This is a genomic window from Arthrobacter sp. PvP023, assembly GCF_017832975.1.
GTDB lineage: Bacteria > Actinomycetota > Actinomycetes > Actinomycetales > Micrococcaceae > Arthrobacter.
Genome location: NZ_JAFIBI010000001.1, coordinates 4262757 through 4281650, shown reverse-complemented (window position 1 = coordinate 4281650; position 18894 = coordinate 4262757). Strand labels below are relative to the sequence as shown.

At 66.1% G+C, this 18894-nt stretch carries 13 protein-coding genes, 1 tRNA gene and 1 pseudogene; 9 read left to right on the top strand and 6 right to left on the bottom strand.

What is annotated here, in order from left to right; translation table 11 throughout:
* Positions 1–92: 92 nt before the first annotated feature.
* From JOE31_RS19375 to JOE31_RS19365, 3 genes are all read right to left on the bottom strand, one after another.
* The gene (locus JOE31_RS19375; protein ID WP_209747354.1) at positions 93–4670 is read right to left on the bottom strand and encodes an ExeM/NucH family extracellular endonuclease; all 4578 of its coding nucleotides are present in this window, start codon (positions 4668–4670) and stop codon (positions 93–95) included.
* A gap of 363 nt (positions 4671–5033) precedes the next feature.
* A complete protein-coding gene (locus JOE31_RS19370) occupies positions 5034–5855 on the bottom strand; it encodes a VOC family protein (protein ID WP_209747352.1) in 822 nt (273 codons plus the stop codon).
* A 171-nt stretch (positions 5856–6026) separates the two neighbouring features.
* Positions 6027–6114: transfer RNA gene (locus JOE31_RS19365), tRNA-Ser, on the bottom strand.
* Positions 6115–6237: 123 nt separating this feature from the next.
* On the opposite strand from JOE31_RS19365, the gene JOE31_RS19360 reads away from it, so the two are divergent.
* The 7 genes and pseudogenes from JOE31_RS19360 to JOE31_RS19330 all read left to right on the top strand — a co-directional run bounded on the left by JOE31_RS19360 (position 6238) and on the right by JOE31_RS19330 (position 12756).
* Positions 6238–7221 (top strand): NAD(P)H-quinone oxidoreductase, encoded by a 984-nt coding sequence (locus JOE31_RS19360; RefSeq protein ID WP_209747350.1) that lies wholly within the window; start codon positions 6238–6240, stop codon positions 7219–7221.
* Between the two features lie 135 nt (positions 7222–7356).
* Positions 7357–7896, top strand: a complete 540-nt coding sequence (locus JOE31_RS19355) for a PadR family transcriptional regulator (protein ID WP_209747348.1) — start codon at positions 7357–7359, stop codon at positions 7894–7896.
* 151 nt (positions 7897–8047) lie between these two features.
* Entirely contained in the window at positions 8048–10348 is a 2301-nt protein-coding gene (locus tag JOE31_RS19350) for a carbon starvation CstA family protein (protein WP_209747346.1), read from the top strand.
* A 13-nt stretch (positions 10349–10361) separates the two neighbouring features.
* Positions 10362–10553: a YbdD/YjiX family protein gene (locus JOE31_RS19345; protein WP_209747344.1), complete on the top strand. Its 192-nt coding sequence runs from the start codon at positions 10362–10364 to the stop codon at positions 10551–10553.
* A 151-nt stretch (positions 10554–10704) separates the two neighbouring features.
* Entirely contained in the window at positions 10705–11328 is a 624-nt protein-coding gene (locus JOE31_RS19340) for a bacterial proteasome activator family protein (protein ID WP_209747342.1), read from the top strand.
* 7 nt (positions 11329–11335) lie between these two features.
* Positions 11336–11791, top strand: a pseudogene (locus tag JOE31_RS19335) (hypothetical protein).
* 119 nt (positions 11792–11910) lie between these two features.
* On the top strand, positions 11911–12756 hold the full coding sequence (locus JOE31_RS19330; protein WP_209747341.1) for an aldo/keto reductase: 846 nt from the start codon (positions 11911–11913) through the stop codon (positions 12754–12756).
* Positions 12757–12875: 119 nt separating this feature from the next.
* Here JOE31_RS19330 and JOE31_RS19325 read toward each other — a convergent pair whose 3' ends face one another.
* Together JOE31_RS19325 and JOE31_RS19320 are read right to left on the bottom strand one after the other, a co-directional pair.
* Positions 12876–13112, bottom strand: coding sequence for a hypothetical protein (locus JOE31_RS19325; protein WP_209748708.1), 237 nt, complete (start codon positions 13110–13112; stop codon positions 12876–12878).
* 39 nt (positions 13113–13151) lie between these two features.
* Complete coding sequence (locus JOE31_RS19320; protein WP_209747339.1) at positions 13152–14114, bottom strand: hypothetical protein; 963 nt, start codon at positions 14112–14114, stop codon at positions 13152–13154.
* Between the two features lie 85 nt (positions 14115–14199).
* Here JOE31_RS19320 and JOE31_RS19315 point away from each other — a divergent pair, with 85 nt between their 5' ends.
* Both JOE31_RS19315 and JOE31_RS19310 read left to right on the top strand, forming a co-directional pair.
* Positions 14200–14694, top strand: a complete 495-nt coding sequence (locus JOE31_RS19315; RefSeq protein WP_209747337.1) for a hypothetical protein — start codon at positions 14200–14202, stop codon at positions 14692–14694.
* Positions 14695–14775: 81 nt separating this feature from the next.
* Positions 14776–17613, top strand: coding sequence for a cation-translocating P-type ATPase (locus tag JOE31_RS19310; protein ID WP_209747335.1), 2838 nt, complete (start codon positions 14776–14778; stop codon positions 17611–17613).
* Here JOE31_RS19310 and JOE31_RS19305 read toward each other — a convergent pair.
* Entirely contained in the window at positions 17569–18786 is a 1218-nt protein-coding gene (locus tag JOE31_RS19305) for an MFS transporter (protein ID WP_209747333.1), read from the bottom strand. The two genes, JOE31_RS19310 and JOE31_RS19305, sit on opposite strands and share 45 nt — an antisense overlap.
* Between the last annotated feature and the right edge of the window lie 108 nt (positions 18787–18894).

Below are 18894 nucleotides of genomic sequence, written 5' to 3'. Positions count from 1 at the left end.
GAAACGAAACATGCCCCGCCTCCGGAGCTGGGAACCGCAAGGGTTCCCAGGCCCGGCGACGAGGCATGTTCATTCTGTGTCAGGCTGCGAAACTAGCCCTTCAGGCAGTTCTGGTACTTGAGCCAGGCCAGGCCGTACTTGATCCAGCCCGCAAAGTCGTACCACTTGGTGGGTGCTACAGGTGCCGAGCAGACCGGCGGTACCGGGCCGCTGTCGGCGACCTGGACTGAGGCCTTGACCACGGTCCCGGACTCAGCAGCGGTGAGCACCAGGGTGCCGGTGCCGGCAGCCGCGCCGGCCGGGACCTTCACGTCCACTGCCGCGGCTCCGCCGGACACCGGGATGGTGCCGAGCTGCGTCACTGTGCCGGCGGCGTCCGTAAAGGAGGCCGTCAGCGACGTGTTGACCGGGCTGCCCAGGGAGGTGAGGTCCAGCTTGGAAACCGCCAGCGTGATGGAGTCCCCGGCCTTGACCTCGGCGGCCGTGGTGTTCACGACAGCCACGGTACGGCGGGCAAAGTCCGGCGATACCGGGTTGTGCTCCTGCAGGTATTTGATCCAGGCATCCCGGTCCACCAGGCCCGAGTCCTTGGTGCCGGCACCTTCCTTGAAGATCCGGAAGTTGTCGCCGCCGGTTGCCAGGAAGCTGAAGGTGCCGATCCGGTAGGACTTGGCCGGGTCGATCAGCGAGCCGTCAACCCGGATGGACGTGACGCGGTCCCCTGCGGCGCGTGCAGCGTCGTAGGTGTAGTTGACATTCTTGGACAGCCCGAGCTGCTGGTAGGCGCGGCTCGGGACGGTGCCGTCCGGGTTGGTCTGCCACTGCTGTTCCAGGAGCGTCTTGAACTGTGCCCCGGTCAGGGACGTGGTCCAGAGGTTGTTCACGAACGGCAGGACGGCGTTCGCCTCCGCGTAGGTGATGGTTCCGTCCGGCGCGTAGTACAGCTCGTTGCGCAGGCCGCCGGGGTTTACGACGCCGATTTCGGCGGCGCCGAGGTCCGGTGCCTTGAGGGCGTCCACGAGCGAGTCCGCCACCAGGTTGCCGAGGGTGGATTCGCTGGCGCGGTCGTCGCGGGACGCCGGGCTGGTGGCCGTGGCGGGCGTGAAGGCTGTGGTGATATCAGCGGTGACCTTGCCGACCGGCTGGTTGCCGATCACGGCGGCGTCGGCGATTGCCTTGTCAACGGTCGCCTTGACGGCTGCCACCCGCGGGTACTTGGCTACGAGGTCAGCGGCCGTCTCGGTGGTGGTGGGAACGGTGCGCTTGACGTTGCCGGCCTGGTATCCGGTCACCTGCATGGTGGCGGTGTCGACTGTCAGCTGGATCTGGCCGATGAACTCGCCGTAGCTGCCGGTCTGCACGATGGGGCGCGTCTTACCGGTCGGCTGTCCGTTGGCATCGAGCACCGGAGCGTCCCAGGCGTACTGCTTGTGGGTGTGGCCGGTGAAGATGGCGTCCACCTCGGGAGACGTTTCGTTGACCAGCTTGGCGAAAGGACCGCCGGCAGCGACTTCCTGCTCCACAGTGGAGCCGTCAGGGGTGCCGGATCCGGCGCCGTCATGATCTTCCACGATGATGACGTCAGCGAGCTTTTCGGCGGTGATCTTGGCGGCAACGCGGTTGATCGCGTCCACCGGATCGCCGAACTCAAGGTCGGTGATGCCCGCCGGGGTGACCAGCGAAGGAACTTCCTGGGTGACAGTGCCGATCACCGCCACCTTGACGCCGTTCAACTCCAACACCGTGTATTCAGGCAGTGCCGGCTCCGTGGTGCCCTTCTTGTACACGTTGGCACCGAGGTAGGGGAACTTCGCGTTTGTCCCGCCGGCGATGACGCGGTCGCGGAGGTCCGCCCAGCCGCCGTCGAACTCGTGGTTGCCCACGGCGGACGTCCGCAGTTCCAGGGTGTTCAGCACGTCGATGGTGGGCTGGTCCTTGGCGACGGCGGACGCAAACAGCGAGGCACCGATGTTGTCGCCTGCGGACAGGAAGGCCGTGGCGCCGGGAGCGGCGGCCTCGCGGAGCTTTTCGATGGTGGCGGCAAACAGGACCGTGTTGGAGTCGATGCGTCCGTGGAAGTCGTTGATGCCCAGGAAGTTCAGGTCAACGCTGGGCGGCAGGACCGGTGCGGCCGGCAGATCAAGGCCCACCACCACGGGATCGTGGTCGCTGGCCCGGAACTGGTCCGGCGCATAGTAGTTGGTCACATTGTTGTTATACCGGCTGTACTCCAGCGCCACGGACTCCACGGAGTTGATGTTCCAGATGTCGGCACCGGTGACCACCGAGTTCGCACCCGGCGTGGCGAGGACGTGGTCCAGGGAACCCACTAGGCCGCCGAACAGGTACGAGTGCTTGGCTGACCCGTCGGCATTCCGGGCTTTTTCGTCCTGGTTGATGTAGCCGGCGGCCGTGAGGACGTTGATGGGGTCTTCCTTGGCGTAGGCGTTGAAGTCGCCCATCAGGAAGACCTTGTCCGTACCCTTCGAAGCCTGGAGGTCGTTGGAGAAAGCAAGGAGCGACTTGGCCTGTTCGGTGCGGGCAAGGTTCGAGGCGCCCTGGCCCTTGTCGGTGTCTTCAGGAGTTGTGGCCGAGCCCTTGGACTTGAAGTGGTTGGCAATGGCGATGAACTTCTTGTCATCGGACGCGCCGACCGGCTTGAACACCTGGGCCAGCGGCTTGCGGGCACTTGCGAAAGCCACGGTGTCGTTGTGGATGATGGATTCGCCCACCGGTTCCGCAGCTGCCTTTTTGTAGATGAACGCGGTGCGGATCATGTCCTCGTCAGCCAGCGGGGGAGCGTTGGCGGGCGTGCGGACGTAGTCCCAGATCCCCGGGGCGGGAATGTTCAGAGCGTCCACCAGCTTGGCCAGGGCGTCGTCCCGGTCCTTGCCGAACTGGGCCGAATTCTCAACCTCCATCAGGGATACAACGTCGGCGCCGGACTTGCCGACGGCCGCCACGATCTTGTCCTGCTGGCGCTTGAGGTTCTCGGCGTTGGCTGCACCGCGGGCGTCGCAGCCGCCGCGGACGGTGATGGGGTTGCCGTCGCGGTCGGTGTAGAACGTGCAGCCGGCCAGCATGTCACCGGTGGTGGGGAAGTAGTTCAGCACGTTGAAGGAGGCAATCTTCAGGGTGCCTCCGACGGCGGCGGGGGCTTCGGCACGGGTGGCGCCGAAGGTTGCCGGCTGGATGATGCCGGCGTTTTCCGGCGTCAGGTGGGTCAGCGGCTGGAACTTCCAGGAGTTGTTGGCGTAGCTGAGCACCACGTCGGTCTTGAACGTCACGGGAGACCCGACGCGGACGGGATCCGCGGTGGTGAGGTACGGCAGGACCTGCGCCTTGGTGGCGGCATCTTTCAGGAAATTGGTGGTGGCCCCGTCGTCGAGCTTGATGCCGCGGGCGGCGTTGGCCGCCACGGTTGCCGTGTATTCGGCGGAACCGTAAGGGGCGACGGCGGTGGGCTGCTCCAGCGGAGTGGTCCCGCCGGCCAGGCCGATTTCGCCGTACTGGTTCAGGGAGTAGTTGTCGGTGACCGTCACAGGTCCCTGCGGTGTCAGCAGCATGCCTTCGAGGGACTCGCGGAAGGCCTCGGTCGCCGGGAGGGCGAAGCCGGTGGACTTCACCTCCGGAGCGGCCTCGTCGAGCTTCTTCAGGCTGGCGGCATCCGCCACGTTCACCTGGGTCATCCCGTAGAACTCGGACACGGCCCCGGTGACTTCGACGTAGTCGCCGATCGCGACGGAGCCTACCGTTGCGGGCGAGTAGACGAAGATGGCGTCCGACGCCGTGTGGTTGGCCGGCGTCAGGTCGCCGCCGGTTCCGGGGGTCTGGAGGTAGAAACCAGCGAAGCCACCGGTGGGGAAGGCCGCAGTGACCTTGCCGCGGGTGGTGACGGAGGTGCCGACGAACGGGCTGGCCGCGCCGGATCCTTGGATTTCCGCGATGGTCCTGGCGGCGGGTGCCGGCGGGGGATCCACCGGATCGGGATCAACCGGATCCGCGCTGCCCCCGGCTGGGGTCGGGGTGATTGCGGCGCTGAGCGTGAAGTCGGCGGAGTTGTTGTTGGTGTCCAGGCCGGCGCTGCGGTTCAGGCTCTTGACGTCAGTGTTGCTTCCGGGTGCGGTAGCGGCCTTGGTCTCGAACGTGTTGGAGGTGCCGTAGCCCAGCAGGTCCGCGACGTTGGCAGGCTCGATTACCGAGCCGACGGCCAGCGGGTTCAGGGTGGTGGACTGCTTGGCCAGGACGATTGTGCCGCCCGCGCCCGCCGGGTTGAATCCGGTGGCGGTCACGTCTGCGGCGGGAAGATCCAGGCCGACGGTGCCGTTGCTGCCGCCCTTGAGCAGGTAGTACCCCTTGGCCGCAATGGTGCCGGCGAGGGGCGCTGTGCTGCTCGGCGCGGCCGTGCCCGTGCCGGAGCGGTACTGCAGGGACCAGCCGTCCAGGGTTACCGGCGCGTCAGAGGCGTTGTACAGCTCTACGAATTTGTTCTTGTAGGCTGCTCCGGCGCTTCCGCCGCTGAGGTAAGCCTCGTTGATGACGACGGGGGAGGTGCCTGCAGCGGCCGGTGAGACCTCCACTGCAAACGCCGGGACGGAAGCCAGAGGAGCTGCGATGAGCCCCGCTGACAACGCCGTGCCCAGCGCAATTTTCCATGGTGTGCGTTTCATCCGCTCTAACTCTCATTAGGGTGCCCCGGGTAAAGGGCTCGGTGGAATGTGTCCGGCGTTGTGGCGCGGACAAAGGGCCCGGACTTTACTCCTGGTCAAGTAGTTTCCGGCACAGCAAAACAGAGTCGAATGAACGTGCAGTAGATTCAGCGTGCATTCTGCGAGACGTCCCCCAGCGAAACGTTCGCTGCCGGCGAAGGGGCGGCATAGGCCCGGTTCCGGCAACAGTGTTTTTGGTTTTGTGCGTCTGCCGGCCCACCCCATGTGCCGGACATGCCAAAAGAATACCGGCCAGTAGCTCCGATGGAAGCCGCTGGCCGGTATTTTTTAGATCAATTTACTTAAATGAAATGCGGTGACGTTTCAGGCCCCGGTGGTATCTCCTGATTCGGCCGGATCGCCCGCTCCCTGCCCGGTGTCAGCCACGATCTTGAACATCGCCCCGGTGGGGTCGGCAAGGGTTGCCAGCCGGCCGAACGGGGTGTCGTCCGGCCCGTCGATCACCTGAGCACCGAGGCTGAGGGCTTTGTCGATCGAGGCGTCGGCGTCCTCAACGGCGAAGTAGACCTGCCAGTTGGACGGGACTTCGGCCGGAAGGTACGCGGAGGCGTCCATGATGCCTGCCTTCGCCGCGTCTCCGGCCCCCAGGGTGGTGTAACGGAACTCGGGGGTGTCGCTCATGACGTCGGTGTCCCAGCCGAAGACGTCCTCGTAGAACTTGACGGCAACGGGGTAGTCCTTGGTGTGAAGCTCGTGCCACGCCGGTGCGCCTGGTTCGGCGACAAGCTCGTAGCCGGTCATTTCGCGCGGCTGCCAGATGCCGATGGCGGCGCCGGTGGCATCGCCGAAAATTGCCATGACCCCCTGTTCGGGAACGTCCATCGGGGGCATGAAGACCTGGCCGCCGTGCTCGGTGACGGCAGCAGCCGTGGCGGCTGCGTCGTCCGAACGCAGGTAGGTGGACCAGGCATCGGGCATTCCGGCCTGGCTTTCGTCCTTCTGCATGATGCCCGCCACCGACTTGCCGTTCTTCGTGGCGGTGATGTAGCCGCCATACTTCTCCTGGTCGCCGGCCTGGAAGTCCCAGCCGAACAGTCCGCCGTAGAACTGCCGGGCCTTCTCGGTGTCAGACGTCATAAGGTCGATCCAGCAGGGTGCGCCGGGAGTGATGTCAGGGCTGGGCATAGTGGCTCCTGTCGGTTTCCGCGGCAGACGTGGCCGCGGAGAAGGCTTGGTCAGTGAAGACAAAGCAGACACTATTCCGGAGCGCCGACACTTTCAATGGTCCCGGTCCAAACTTTCCCTTAACGGAAAATGCCCCGGATCCTGATGCTTCAGGACCCGGGGCATTCTTCGCGGAAGGTAAGAGATTCGAACTCTTGGTACGGGGTTACCGCACACTGGTTTTCAAGACCAGCTCCTTCGGCCGCTCGGACAACCTTCCTTACCGAGTAGTGTTTCATAGGCAGTTGGCTGCGACAAAAACCGTCCGGAGTGTTTGCGGGCAGGCGCTGCCGCTGCACACTATTTTTTGTGGCAGGAAGCAGCTAGGAATCGGGAGTTCACCATGAAGGCCGTCTACGTTAGAGAGGCCGGCGGGCCAGAGGTGCTCGAAGTGCGCGAAGTCCCGGCACCGGTTCCCGGTCCCGGCGAAGTGCTGATCGACGTCGTCGCAGCAGGCCTCAACCGCGCCGATGTCCAGCAGCGCCGGGGTTTCTACCCGCCGCCGCCCGGGGCGTCGGAGATCCTTGGCCTGGAGGTATCCGGCCGGATAGCGGGCTTCGGCCCCGACGTGACCAAGCCGTTTTCCGTTGGGGACAGGGTGGTGGCGCTGCTGGCGGGCGGGGGCTACGCCCAGCGCGTGGCAGTCCCTGCCGAGCAGGTACTGAGAATTCCCGACGGCGTGGATCTGGTCACCGCGGCCTCCCTCCCCGAAGTGGCGGCCACCGTCTACTCGAATCTGATCATGACGGCGCAGCTGCAGCCGGGGGAGACGGTGCTGATCCACGGCGCCACCGGAGGCATCGGCACCATGGCCATCCAGCTCGCCAAAGCCTTTGGCGCCACAGTAGCCACCACGGCCGGAACTGCGGAGAAGGTTGGCACCGCCAAGGCCTTCCTCGGGGCGGACATCGCCATCAATTACACCGAAGAGGACTTTCCCGAGGCCCTCCGCGCACAAAACGGCGGACACGGTGCCGACGTCATCCTGGACGTGGTGGGTGCCAAGTATCTCCGGCAGAACGTTGACGCACTGGCGGACTACGGCCGGCTGATCGTGATCGGGCTCCAGGGCGGCACCAAAGCGGAACTGGACCTCGGGACGCTCCTGAGTAAGCGGGCCGCCATCATAGGCACGGCCCTGCGTCCGCGTCCGGTGGCGGAGAAGGGCGTGATCATGAATGCCGTCCGGGAAGCCGTGTGGCCGCTCCTTGCCGACGGGCGCATCCGGCCTCTGGTTGCCAAGACCTTCCCGCTGGACCAGGTGCGCGCAGCCCACGAATACTTCGACTCCGGCGACCACGTGGGGAAGGTCCTGCTGGTCATGTAGCCGGACATTCGGGCCCGCGGATGGATACCCGGTATTGCCTTGGCGGCTGAATAACGCTAATGTAATTCCATACGCGGTATGCACGCGTCTTGGGGGCGCGTGTATGCCGTCGTCTTTGCGACATCAGGGGGCAGCATGTCCATTCGCCATAGTCTCCTCGCCCTGCTCCAGGACAAACCCCGTTACGGGTACCAGTTGAGGGTTGAGTTCGAGGACCGCACCGGCTCCGCCTGGCCGCTGAACATCGGGCAGGTCTACACCACGCTGGACCGTCTGGAACGGGACGGGCTGGTCAGGAACGACGGCGGCGACGGCGAGGGCCATGTCATCTACAGCATCACAGACGCAGGCCGGGCCGAAGTCACGGGCTGGTTCCAGGCTCCCGTTGGCCGCGGCAACCCTCCCAGGAACGAACTCGCCATCAAGCTCGCCCTCGCCGTGACCATTCCCGGCGTGGACGTCGCAGCTGTCATCCAGGCCCAGCGCGGCGCGTCCATGAAGGCCCTGCAGGACTACACCAAGTCCCGTCGGGACGCTTCAGCCAGCCAGCGCCGGGCGGACACCGCCTGGCTGCTCGTACTGGATTCGCTGATCTTCCAGACCGAAGCCGAAGTCCGGTGGCTGGACCTTTGCGAAGCGCGGATGGCGCAGCTCAATTCCCCTTCCAACCCGTAGCTGGACCGCACTTTCGTGCCACTCAACGCTGGCGTCCGACCGTTCGGCGAGGCGCGCAGTGCACTCCGTCCCAAAGCAGTATCCGTGCGTCCCCGGCATTGGTATGGTGCGAAGGGGATATCTAATCAGCTGGGGTTCTCGAGGAGGAGACATGGGCAAAATGCCGGATGGCAAGGCGCGGACAGCATTATCGGAGGACGCGCTGGTGCCTGATCCAAAGCTTCCGCCAACATCGGTGGACGAGGCGGTCCTCGAGGCGGAAGAGCGCAAGTGGACACCCGCGAAGATCGCGATCTGGGCCGCCATCGCGCTGCTTGGCGGCGTTGCCTGGTTCATGCTGGCCATCATCCGCGGCGAAACAGTCAACGCAATCTGGTTTGTGTTCGCGTCTGTCTGTACGTACCTGATCGGATACCGCTTCTACTCCAAGGTGATTGAACGGTACATCACCAAGCCCAATGACCGCCGGGCCACACCCGCGGAATACAAAGCTGACGGCAAGGACTACGTCCGCACGGACCGCAACGTCCTCTTCGGCCACCACTTTGCCGCCATCGCCGGCGCCGGGCCGCTGGTTGGCCCTGTACTTGCGGCCCAGATGGGCTACCTGCCGGGCACCCTCTGGATCATCATCGGCGTCGTACTGGCCGGAGCGGTGCAGGACTACCTCGTGCTGTTCTTCTCCATGCGCCGCGGAGGCCGCTCGCTGGGCCAGATGGCCCGCGAGGAACTTGGGGTGATTGGGGGCACGGCAGCCCTCATCGCCACCCTGCTGATCATGGTGATCATCGTGGCCATCCTGGCCCTCGTCGTCGTGAATGCACTGGCCGAAAGCCCCTGGGGTGTCTTCTCCGTCGGCATGACAATCCCCATCGCCCTCTTTATGGGCGTTTACCTTCGCTTTCTGCGGCCCGGCAAGGTCCTGGAAGTGTCGCTGATCGGCTTCGTGCTGCTGATGGCTGCCATCATCGGCGGCGGCGCCGTGGCCGGAACCGAGTGGGGCGCAGCGTTCTTCACTCTGGACAAGGTCACCATCGCGTGGGGCCTGGTTGTTTACGGCTTCATCGCCGCCATCCTCCCGGTGTGGCTCCTGCTGGCCCCCCGGGATTACCTCTCCACGTTCATGAAGATCGGCGTGATCGTCATGCTGGCGCTGGCCATCATCGTGGTCCGCCCCGAAATCACTGTTCCGGCGTTCAGCGAATTCGCGAGCCGGGAGAACGGGCCGGTGTTCCCCGGGGCGCTCTTCCCGTTCCTGTTCGTCACGATTGCCTGCGGCGCGCTATCCGGGTTCCACGCCCTGATCGCCTCCGGCACCACCCCGAAGCTGATCGAAAAAGAACGCCAGGCGCGCATGATCGGCTACGGCGGCATGCTGATGGAGTCCTTCGTGGCCATCATGGCCCTCGTCGCAGCCATCTCCATCGACCGCGGGCTGTACTTCGCGATGAACTCCCCGGCGGCCCTGACCGGAGGCACGGTGCAAACGGCCGCCACCTGGGTCAACAGCCTGGGCCTTGCCGGTGTGAACCTCACCCCGGACCTCCTGGCCGAGACCGCCAGGAACGTCGGCGAGGAAAGCATCGTGTCGCGCACGGGCGGTGCACCAACGCTTGCTGTGGGCCTGGCCCATATCATGCAGCAGTTCATCGGCGGCACGGCGATGATGGCGTTCTGGTACCACTTCGCCATCATGTTCGAGGCGCTGTTCATCCTGACCGCCGTGGACGCCGGCACCCGCGTGGCCCGCTTTATGCTGCAGGACTCCATCGGCAACTTCATTCCCAAGTTCAAGGAACACTCGTGGCGGCCGGGAGCCTGGCTCTGCACGGCCATCATGGTGGGCGCTTGGGGTGCGGTGCTGCTGATGGGCGTCACTGACCCGCTGGGCGGCATCAATACGCTGTTCCCGCTGTTCGGCATCGCCAACCAGCTGCTCGCGGCCATCGCATTGAGTGTCTGCATGGCCATCGCCGCCAGGCGTGCCTCGTTCAAGTACCTCTGGATCGTGGCGCTGCCTCTGGCCTTTGCAGCGGTCGTCACCATCACCGCCAGCTTCCAGAAGATCTTCTCTACTGTTCCGGCCGTGGGCTACTTCGCCAACAACGCGGCGTTCGCCAAGGCACTGGCTGACGGCAAGAAGGAATTCGGCACGGCCAAGACCGTCGCAGCCATGGAAGCCGTGGTGCGCAACACCATGATCCAGGGCTGGCTGTCGGTGATCTTCGTGGTGCTGAGCATCATCGTCATCATTACGGCGGTCGTGGCAACCGCAAAGGCGTTCCGCAACGCACGGGACGGCGTCGCCCACACGGACCACGAGGACCCGGCCGTGCCTTCCCGGACGTATGCTCCAGCGGGATTCATACCCACGGCGGCCGAGCGGGAGCTCGTGGGCGAATGGAACAAACTTCCCGCCGAGCTGCGTCTCGAAAAGTCCGCACACCACTGATGGGAAGCCGGTCATGAACGCGATCCTCGAAGGGTTCCGGGGCTTCGCCCGGTACTTCGCCGGAGTGATGGGTGCGGACGCCTATGCGAAGTACCTGGAGCACCACGCGGACTCGGGACATGGGGAAGCGCCCATGACCGAGCGGGAGTTCTGGAGGGACCGCACGGACCGCCAGGACAGCAATCCCCAGGGCCGCTGCTGTTGAAGGGCCGCTAAGCACACGTGCGCCGGGGGCGCCGCCGGACCGTTAAGGTCCGACGGCGCCCCTGGCCGTTCCGGGGAACTGCCGGTTCCGTTCGGGTCAACTGGGTTCATTGACTGACGCCTGCACTGGCGGCTCGTGAGAGTATGAACCCATGAGCGATCCGAACGACACTCAGCCTGCTGTTGAGGACCCCGTAGAGGGCACCACTCTCGACGACGCGGCCGCGTCCGGTCCGGCGTTGAACCCTGAAACCGGAGCCCGGCCCAAGGGGAGCAACCTCCAGGACCTGGTGGACGAGCCTGCCAAGGTGATGCGGATCGGCACCATGATCAAGCAGCTGCTGGATGAAGTGAAGTCGGCGCCCTTGGACGAAGCCGCGCGCGGGCGCCTCGCAGCGATCCACGAACGCTCCATCAAGGAACTCGAGGACGGGCTGGCCCCGGAACTCGTCGCAGAGCTGGAACGGATCAGCCTGCCGTTTCCGGAACAGGCCACGCCGTCTGATGCCGAACTGCGCATCGCCCAGGCCCAGCTCGTCGGCTGGTTGGAGGGGCTGTTCCACGGCATCCAGACCGCCATCGCCGCACAGCACGCCGCCCGCGAACACGCTGTGGCGCAGAGGCAGCTGCGCCAGCTGCCGCCGGGCACGGTGATCGCTCCCGGCGTCGTGATCGGCGAGGACGGCGAGCCGCAGCGTGCCCGGGCACCTCATCCCGCCGGGGAACGGGCAGGAGCGCCGGAGGACCCGGACCACGGTCCCGGCCAGTACCTCTAGGTTCCGCGTGGCATTTTTCGCAGCCGCCCGCCAGGGGCGCAAAGACGACGCCGAGCTCGGCAAAGGGCTGTGGCGCCGCGCCCACGACCGTTTCCTTCGCGGGCTTGACCGGTTCCATCAGGTCCTGGAAGGCGTCGAGGACGACCAGCTGTATGCCGAGCTGGTGGAGATCGCCAACGACCTTTCCGCCCTCTCGGTCCGGGTCCGGCAGGTCTGCGTCGAAGCCCAGCGGCGTTCGCCCAGCGAGGGGCTGGACATCCCGGGGGCTTTGGCGGGCGTGCACTGATCGCTGTCCAAAGCAGGCAACTCGCTCGCCACCACGGCTGAGGCCGCGGCGATGCTCCGCCTCGCCGTCGGTCCCGTCCCGGTAGGTGCAGCCTCGGTCCGCCGCCGGGCAGAGTCGGTCTTTGAACAGATCGCCGACGCCGAGCGGCGCCTTTCCGAGCAGCGGCCGGAATCGTAGGGGACAAGGGAAGATCAGTTCCGCGAGGTGGCAGTCGGACCGGCTATTCCCGGTTAAGCGCCTAGCTTAGCCAGCCGCTTTTGCTGGCCGGACGGTGCTGCGGTTGGCAGTATGAACTAATGACTTTTTCTCCTGAACTGACTTTCAACGACGGCAACACCATTCCCCAGCTTGGCTACGGAGTGTGGCAGGTCGAAGACGACGTAGCGGAAAAGGTAGTGGTCCAGGCTTTCGAAGCCGGGTTCCGCCACATCGACACCGCCAAGATCTACGGCAACGAAGCGGGCGTGGGGCGCGCCATTGAGCGCTCCGGGCTGAAGCCGGAGGACATTTTCATCACCACCAAGCTGTGGAATGCCGACCAGGGGTATGAGTCCACCCTTGCTGCCTTTGAGGCGTCCATGGAACGCCTGGGCCTCGAAACCCTGGACCTGTACCTGATCCACTGGCAGCAGCCGCAGCAGGACAAGTACGTGGACACCTGGAAGGCGCTGATCGAGCTGCAGAAGCGCGGCCGAGTGAAGTCCATCGGCGTTTCCAACTTCACCACCGAGGGACTCCAGCGGATCATCGACGAGACCGGCGTTGTCCCGGCCATCAACCAGGTTGAGCTGCACCCGTTCTTCAACCAGGCCGAACTGCGCGAATTCAACGCGTCCAAGGGCATCCTCACCCAGGCATGGTCGCCGCTGGGCCAGGGCGGCGAGCTCCTGGAGCACCCGGCCGTCGCCGAGATCGCGGCCAAGCACAATGCCACGCCGGCCCAGGTGGTCATTGCCTGGCACCTGGCCATCGGCAACGTGGTGATTCCGAAGTCCGTCACGGAGTCCCGGATCCGCGAGAACTATGCTGCCCTGGACGTCACTTTGGACGAGGCAGACATCCAGGCGATCAACGGGCTGGACCGGACTGCTGAAGGCGCAGGCCGCATCGGCCCGGACCCCGCCGTTTCCGACTTCGCCTAGGCAGCTGCGCTTCGCCTAAGCAGCTGCGGCGCCAGATAGCTTAGCGCAGGCGCACAAGCACCAAGGGTTCCTGATCAGGAGGCCCCGCACTCACACAGTGCGGGGCCTCCTGCGTTGACTTAGGCTGCCAGCCGTCCCTGCTCCGCCGGAACGGCATCGATCACTGCCCAGCCGTCCTCGTCGGAGACGTTACGGCTGGCAAACCGCTCTGCTTCCGGCAGGGTGTCGAACGCTTCCGTACGGATCAAGCCGCAGTCGGCATCAAAGTAGGTGACGTGGAATTCCCGGTGCCCCGCGGCGTCGCCGCCGAGGTGCCCCGGAGTGGCTGCCTGGCTGGTGCTGAGGTTCTTGTCCATGAATCCAGTGTGCAACCGGCCTCTGACAGAAAAGGCCACTCAGTCCGGCGTGTTGCGAAGCCGGAGCACCCTCTCCCGGGCGAGAACCTCCGCGCGCTGCTCCTTTTCCGCGGCGCGGACTGCCAGCTGCATCCGGGCGGCAGCGGCAGCCTGCTGTTTCCTTGCCAGGTCGAATTGCTCGTCCACCTTCTTGAGGCGCTCGCGAAGGCTGCGCGCTTCTTCGCCGAGACGTGTCATTGCCTGGGCGGCCTCCTCGAATTCCGATGTGCGGTCCCGGGCTTCCTCTGCCGCCGACCGGGCAGCCTCTTCAGCTTCGGCCAGGCGCGCCGCGGCGCGTTCGACCGCCGACGGCGTGGGAGCCGGGCGCTTCGTCCCCACCGCCTTCAACCGCGGTTTTTCAGCGGAAGCTGCCGCCGGGATGCTGTCCGGCGGAGCGGCCTCCACGGACGGTCCGGCATCCGACGGCGGCTCTGCGGGCAGCGCGGGGCCGCCCGGGGCCGCCATTGCCTCCCGGAGATCCACCCGGTCCACGCCGTCCGCCGACAGCACCCTGAGCAGGCGGCCGCTCCGCACGGCTGCCGCGGCACCCTCGTCAACAGTGGCAGCCCGCAACGTCGCTTCGGCCTCCGCTGCGACGGCGGCGCTCACTTTGCGGCCCTGCTGTTCCGCCACCTCACGCAGCGTTCCCATCACGCGGCTGAGGAGCTGGCGACGCTCCTGCGAGAGCGTGCGGAGTGCGCCGGCGTCGAGGTCTTCCTGGGCCCTGCGCATGGCGGCTCCCAGCTCTGCGAGCTCGCGCAGCGAGTCCGGGCGGTGCACAGCGAGCATGTTCACCGCCCAGGCGGCCGCGGACGGCTTGGGCAGTGCACGGACAGCCTCGGCAAGGTCACGCCCGCCGTCCGCAGCAGCAGTCTTCGCCGCCGCTGTCCGGGCCGCCACGAATCCCTCGAGGGGAAGCCGGTAGAGTGCGGAGGCAATTTCCACGAATTGTTGCTCTCCCATGCGAGCATCATAGGGGTCCGGTGCAGGCGTCAGCGTGTCAGCCCATCGAACCACCGGGTATCAACGTCGTCGTGGAGGAACTCGAATGATCGAAATTGCCGGGCTGCCCGCCCATATCCTGCTCATCCACGGCGTCGTGGTCCTGGCTCCGCTCGCCGGGCTGGCGGCCATCGTGTACGCCGCGTGGCGCGCCGCGCGCCGGCATCTGGCGTGGCCGCTGGGGGTGCTGTCCCTGGGGCTGGTCCCGTTGACGCTGCTCACCGCGCAGGCAGGTGAGCAGTTGGAAAAGACCAGGCCGGCCTCGCGCCTCCTCCACGAACACGTTGAACAAGGCGACCTCCTGAAGTATCTTGCCGTGGCCTTCTTTGTGGTGGTCGCGATGACGCTGGCGGTCACCTACGAACCTTTTGCCCGGCGGCTTGACCTCCTGGGGGCCCGGGGTTTCATGGGCCGGCTGCGGAGCAACCGCGCAGTGCGGATTGCCCTGCAGGCCGCCGGAGCGGTTGCGGGAGCGGTGTTGATCTACCAGAGCATCATCACCGGCCACTCCGGGGCCGCATCGGTGTGGGCAGGCCGCTAAGTCGAATTAGGGTGGGGGCCCTTGGCCCCTTGCGCCGCCCCGGACGGTGGGCAAGTGTGGGGGCATGTGGGTGACAGCGGCATGACGGATGCTCCCCGCCAGGCGGTATCCCACGATGCCGCCCCCTGGCACCTCCGCGATGCCGTCGAGGCGGTGGCCGCTTATGGCGTTGACCCTGGTATCGGCCTCGCCTCGGACGAAGCCGCACGCCGGCTGGCGCGCGACGGTCCCAACGAACTCGAGTCCGCGCCGCCGCAACCGTGGTGGCGACGGGTCCTGTCCCAGTTCCAGGATCCGCTGATCTACCTGTTGCTGGCAGCCATCGCAATTTCAGTCGTGGCCTGGGCAATGGAAGGCGCCCGCGGCGTTCCGGTCGATGCCCTCGTGATCAGTGCTGTGGTCTTGTTCAATGCGGTACTGGGCTACGTCCAGGAGAACAAAGCCGAGAACGCCGTGGCTGCCCTGAAGGTCATGACCGCGGCCAACTCCACCGTCCTGCGCGACGGTGAGCTGAAGACGGTGCCCTCAGCCGGACTCGTCCGCGGCGACATCCTTGCACTGAGTGAAGGCGACGCCGTGGGCGCGGATGCCCGCCTGCTCACCGCCACGTCGTTACGTGTCAGCGAAGCCTCGCTGACGGGAGAAAGCGAACCGGTCTTCAAGGACCCGGGCACCTTGACCGGCAGTGTCCCGCTGGGGGACCGGTTGAACATGGTATTCAAAGGCACGGCCGTCGCCCAGGGTGTAGGCCGCGCAGTGGTGACCGGAACGGGCATGGATTCAGAGGTCGGCGCCATCGCCGGCATGCTGGAACGGACGGTCGCCGAGCCCACGCCGCTCCAGAAGGAAATTGCGGGAGTGAGCCGGCTGCTGGGCATTACGGTGATCGTCATCGCCGTCGTCGTCATGGCCACCGTGGTCGCGGTTAACGGAATTGCCTCACTGGGCGATCTGGTGACCGTCCTGCTCCTCGGCGTATCGCTGGCCGTTGCGGCTGTCCCGGAGGGGCTGCCCGCCATCCTTTCCGTAGTGCTGGCGTTGGGCGTCCAGCGCATGGCCCGCCACAACGCCGTCGTCAAGCAACTGCACTCGGTGGAGACTCTCGGCTCTGCCACGGTGATCGCCTCGGACAAGACGGGCACACTGACCAGGAACGAGATGACGGTGGGCCGGATTGTCACGGCCTCGGGCGAGGTGGAACTGACGGGGGTCGGGTACCGGCCCGAAGGCGGTGCCCGCCAGGACGGCCGCGACGAAATTGATCCGGCTGTGCTCCTTGAAGCGGGGCTGGTCCTTGCCGGGGGCACCTTCGCGAACAACGCACAGCTGAGGGAGCACGACGGCGAGTGGGAGATCCAGGGGGACCCCACCGAAGCTGCCTTCCTCGTTGCGGCCCGCAAGCTGGAAGGCGTTATCGAGCGCGTCGGCGAATACGAACGCCACGGCGAGGTGCCGTTCACCTCGGAGCGGAAGCTGATGTCCGCGGTAGCCCACCACAAGGAGCTGGGCACCCTGTCCCTCATCACCAAAGGTGCCCCTGACGTGCTGCTCGGACGCTGCACCGGGCTGCAGGTGGGGGAGCGCATTGTCCCGCTGGACGACAGGCGCCGCGAACAGGCGCTCGCGGCGGTGGATGCCTTGTCCGCACAGGCCTTCCGGACGCTCGGCGTGGCCTATCGCCGGTATGGGGACGAGGACAGGCACGAACTCGAGGTGCTGGACGAAGCTGATGAGAGCACCCTCGTCTACCTCGGAGTGGTGGGCATCATCGACCCTCCCCGGGCCGAGGCCGCCGCTGCGGTGGCCGCCGCCCAGCACGCCGGGATCCGGGTGCTGATGATCACCGGAGACCACCCGCTTAGTGCGGCACGGATTGCCGGTGACCTGGGGATAGCGCATGCGGGCGAGCGGGCTGTCACCGGGGCGGAGCTTGATGGGCTGGACGAGGAAGGGCTGCGTGCCGTCACGGCTTCCGCCTCGGTTTACGCGCGGGTGGCCCCGCAGAACAAACTGCAGATCATTGATGCCCTCCAGGCGCAGGGCAACGTTGTGGCCATGACGGGGGACGGGGTCAACGATGCGCCGGCGCTGAAGTCTGCGGACATTGGCATTGCGATGGGCATCGCCGGGACCGAGGTGACCAAGGAAGCGTCCAAGATGATCCTGGCCGATGACAACTTCGCCACCATTGTCTCGGCCGTCCGCCAGGGCCGCATCATCTTCGAGAACATCGAAAAATTCCTGCGCTACCTCCTGTCCTCCAACATGGGCGAAGTGTTCACAGTGTTCCTCGGCGTCGTTTTTGCCGGGGCGCTGGGGCTGGCCGGCGCCCCGGGAGAAGCCGTTGCGCTGCCCCTGCTCGCCACCCAGATCCTCTGGATCAACCTGGTGACGGACTCCGGGCCGGCGCTCGCCATGGGTGTGGACCCGGAGATCGACGACGTCATGGCCCGAAGGCCCCGTCAGGGCACGGAGCGCATCATCGGGCGTCGGATGTGGTCCGGAATCCTGTCGGTGGGCCTAGTCATGGGGCTTGCGTCCCTGCTCAGCATCGACATCTTCCTGCCGGGCGGGCTGGTGGAAGGCGATGATTCCCTGCAGGTGGCGCGTACCGCCGGGTTCACCACCCTGGTGTTCGCCCAGCTGTTCAATGCGTTCAATTCCCGTTCCGAGACCTCCAGCGCCTTTCACCGCCTGTTCGTCAACAAGTGGCTGTGGGGTGCGGTCGCAGTGGCCGTTGTTCTCCAGGTCGCCGTGGTTCAGGTGCCGTTTCTGCAGAGGGCCTTCGGGACGGAGTCCATGGATGCCCGCCACTGGGGAATGTGCGTTCTGCTGGCGTCTGCGGTGCTGGCTTTTGGTGAACTCCGGAAGCTGTCATTCAGGCTCCGGGCCCGGCTGCGCACCGGGGCGGCGGCGTGACCGGATGACTGTGGCTACCAGCAGAACCATCGCCACTGCCTGCAGGGCCGCCACGGCGGCAATGAGCGCAGGACGGGAGCCGTACAGCGCGCCGTACAAGGCTCCGCCGGCGAGTGCGCCGCCTCCTTCGAAGGCGGCGAAGATTCCATAGGCTGTCCCTTGCCTGGCAGGCACCACCAGATCGGCCACCAGCGCCTTGACCGTTGAGTCCTGGATGCCCGTGGCGGCGCCCCACACGAGGATCCCGGCCAGCACCGGCCCCATACTCACGGCGAACGCCAATACCGGGATCACAGCAACCAGGACCGGCAGGACCAGGAGCACGGCACCGCCGGCGCGGTCGTAGCCGTATCCGCTGGCGAGGGCTCCCAGCGCAGCCGCCGCCATGGCAGCCGCGTAAACCAGCGGGACCGCGGAAACAGGGACATCAACCGCGGCCGTCAGATGGAATGCGATGACACCGAAGGCCACCAGGCCCGCACTCCAGAAGAAGGCGGAGAGGGCGAAGAGGAGGAACACCCCGGGAAGGCGTTCCGCCGGTTTGTCAGCACGTTCCCGGGAGCCCGGGGTGTCAGGCGCCTCCGGTACTTCCTGCTCCGCCGCTCGCTGTGGTTCTGGTACGCGGGTCCGCAGCCGGAACAGAAGGGCCATGGCAAGGGCCCCGGGAACAGCCAGGACCGCAAAGGCCGGCCACAGTGATCCGGTGGCAGCGATGACCGCGGAGGCGATCAGGGGCCCTGCAAACGCACCGGCAAGGTCCAGTGACTTGTGGACGGCGAAACCTCGCCCACGCCCGATCGGCACGGCAACGGAGGCTAGCAGGACAGTCTTCGCAGGGCTGCGCACGGCCTTGCCGACGCGGTCGCCAATGATCAGGGCGGATGCCAACACCAGCCCCGCTGCACCGGCAACGGGGGTAACAGCGAGCAAGGGAACACACAGGACGGTCAGCGCATAACCGGCAATCGTGAAAGTCCAATATTTACCGGTGCGGTCCGCCCATGGGCCGAAGATCAGCCGGAGCCCCTGGGCTGCGGCTTCGGCGGCGCCTGTGACCAGTCCAACCACCAAAGCGGAGGCACCGAGCTGGGCCAGCAGGGGGCCGGCGAGGGGACGTGCGCCATCGGACACTGCATCGACGGCCAGGCTGACCAGACCGAATCCAAGCACCATTCTCCACGGCGAGCCCGGCAACGCCCGGCGGCCTGGAGCAGCCTGGCCAGAAGGATGCAGTTTCACAGCTCAAGGGTTTCGGACGGCCGGCAGGAACACAATAGCTCC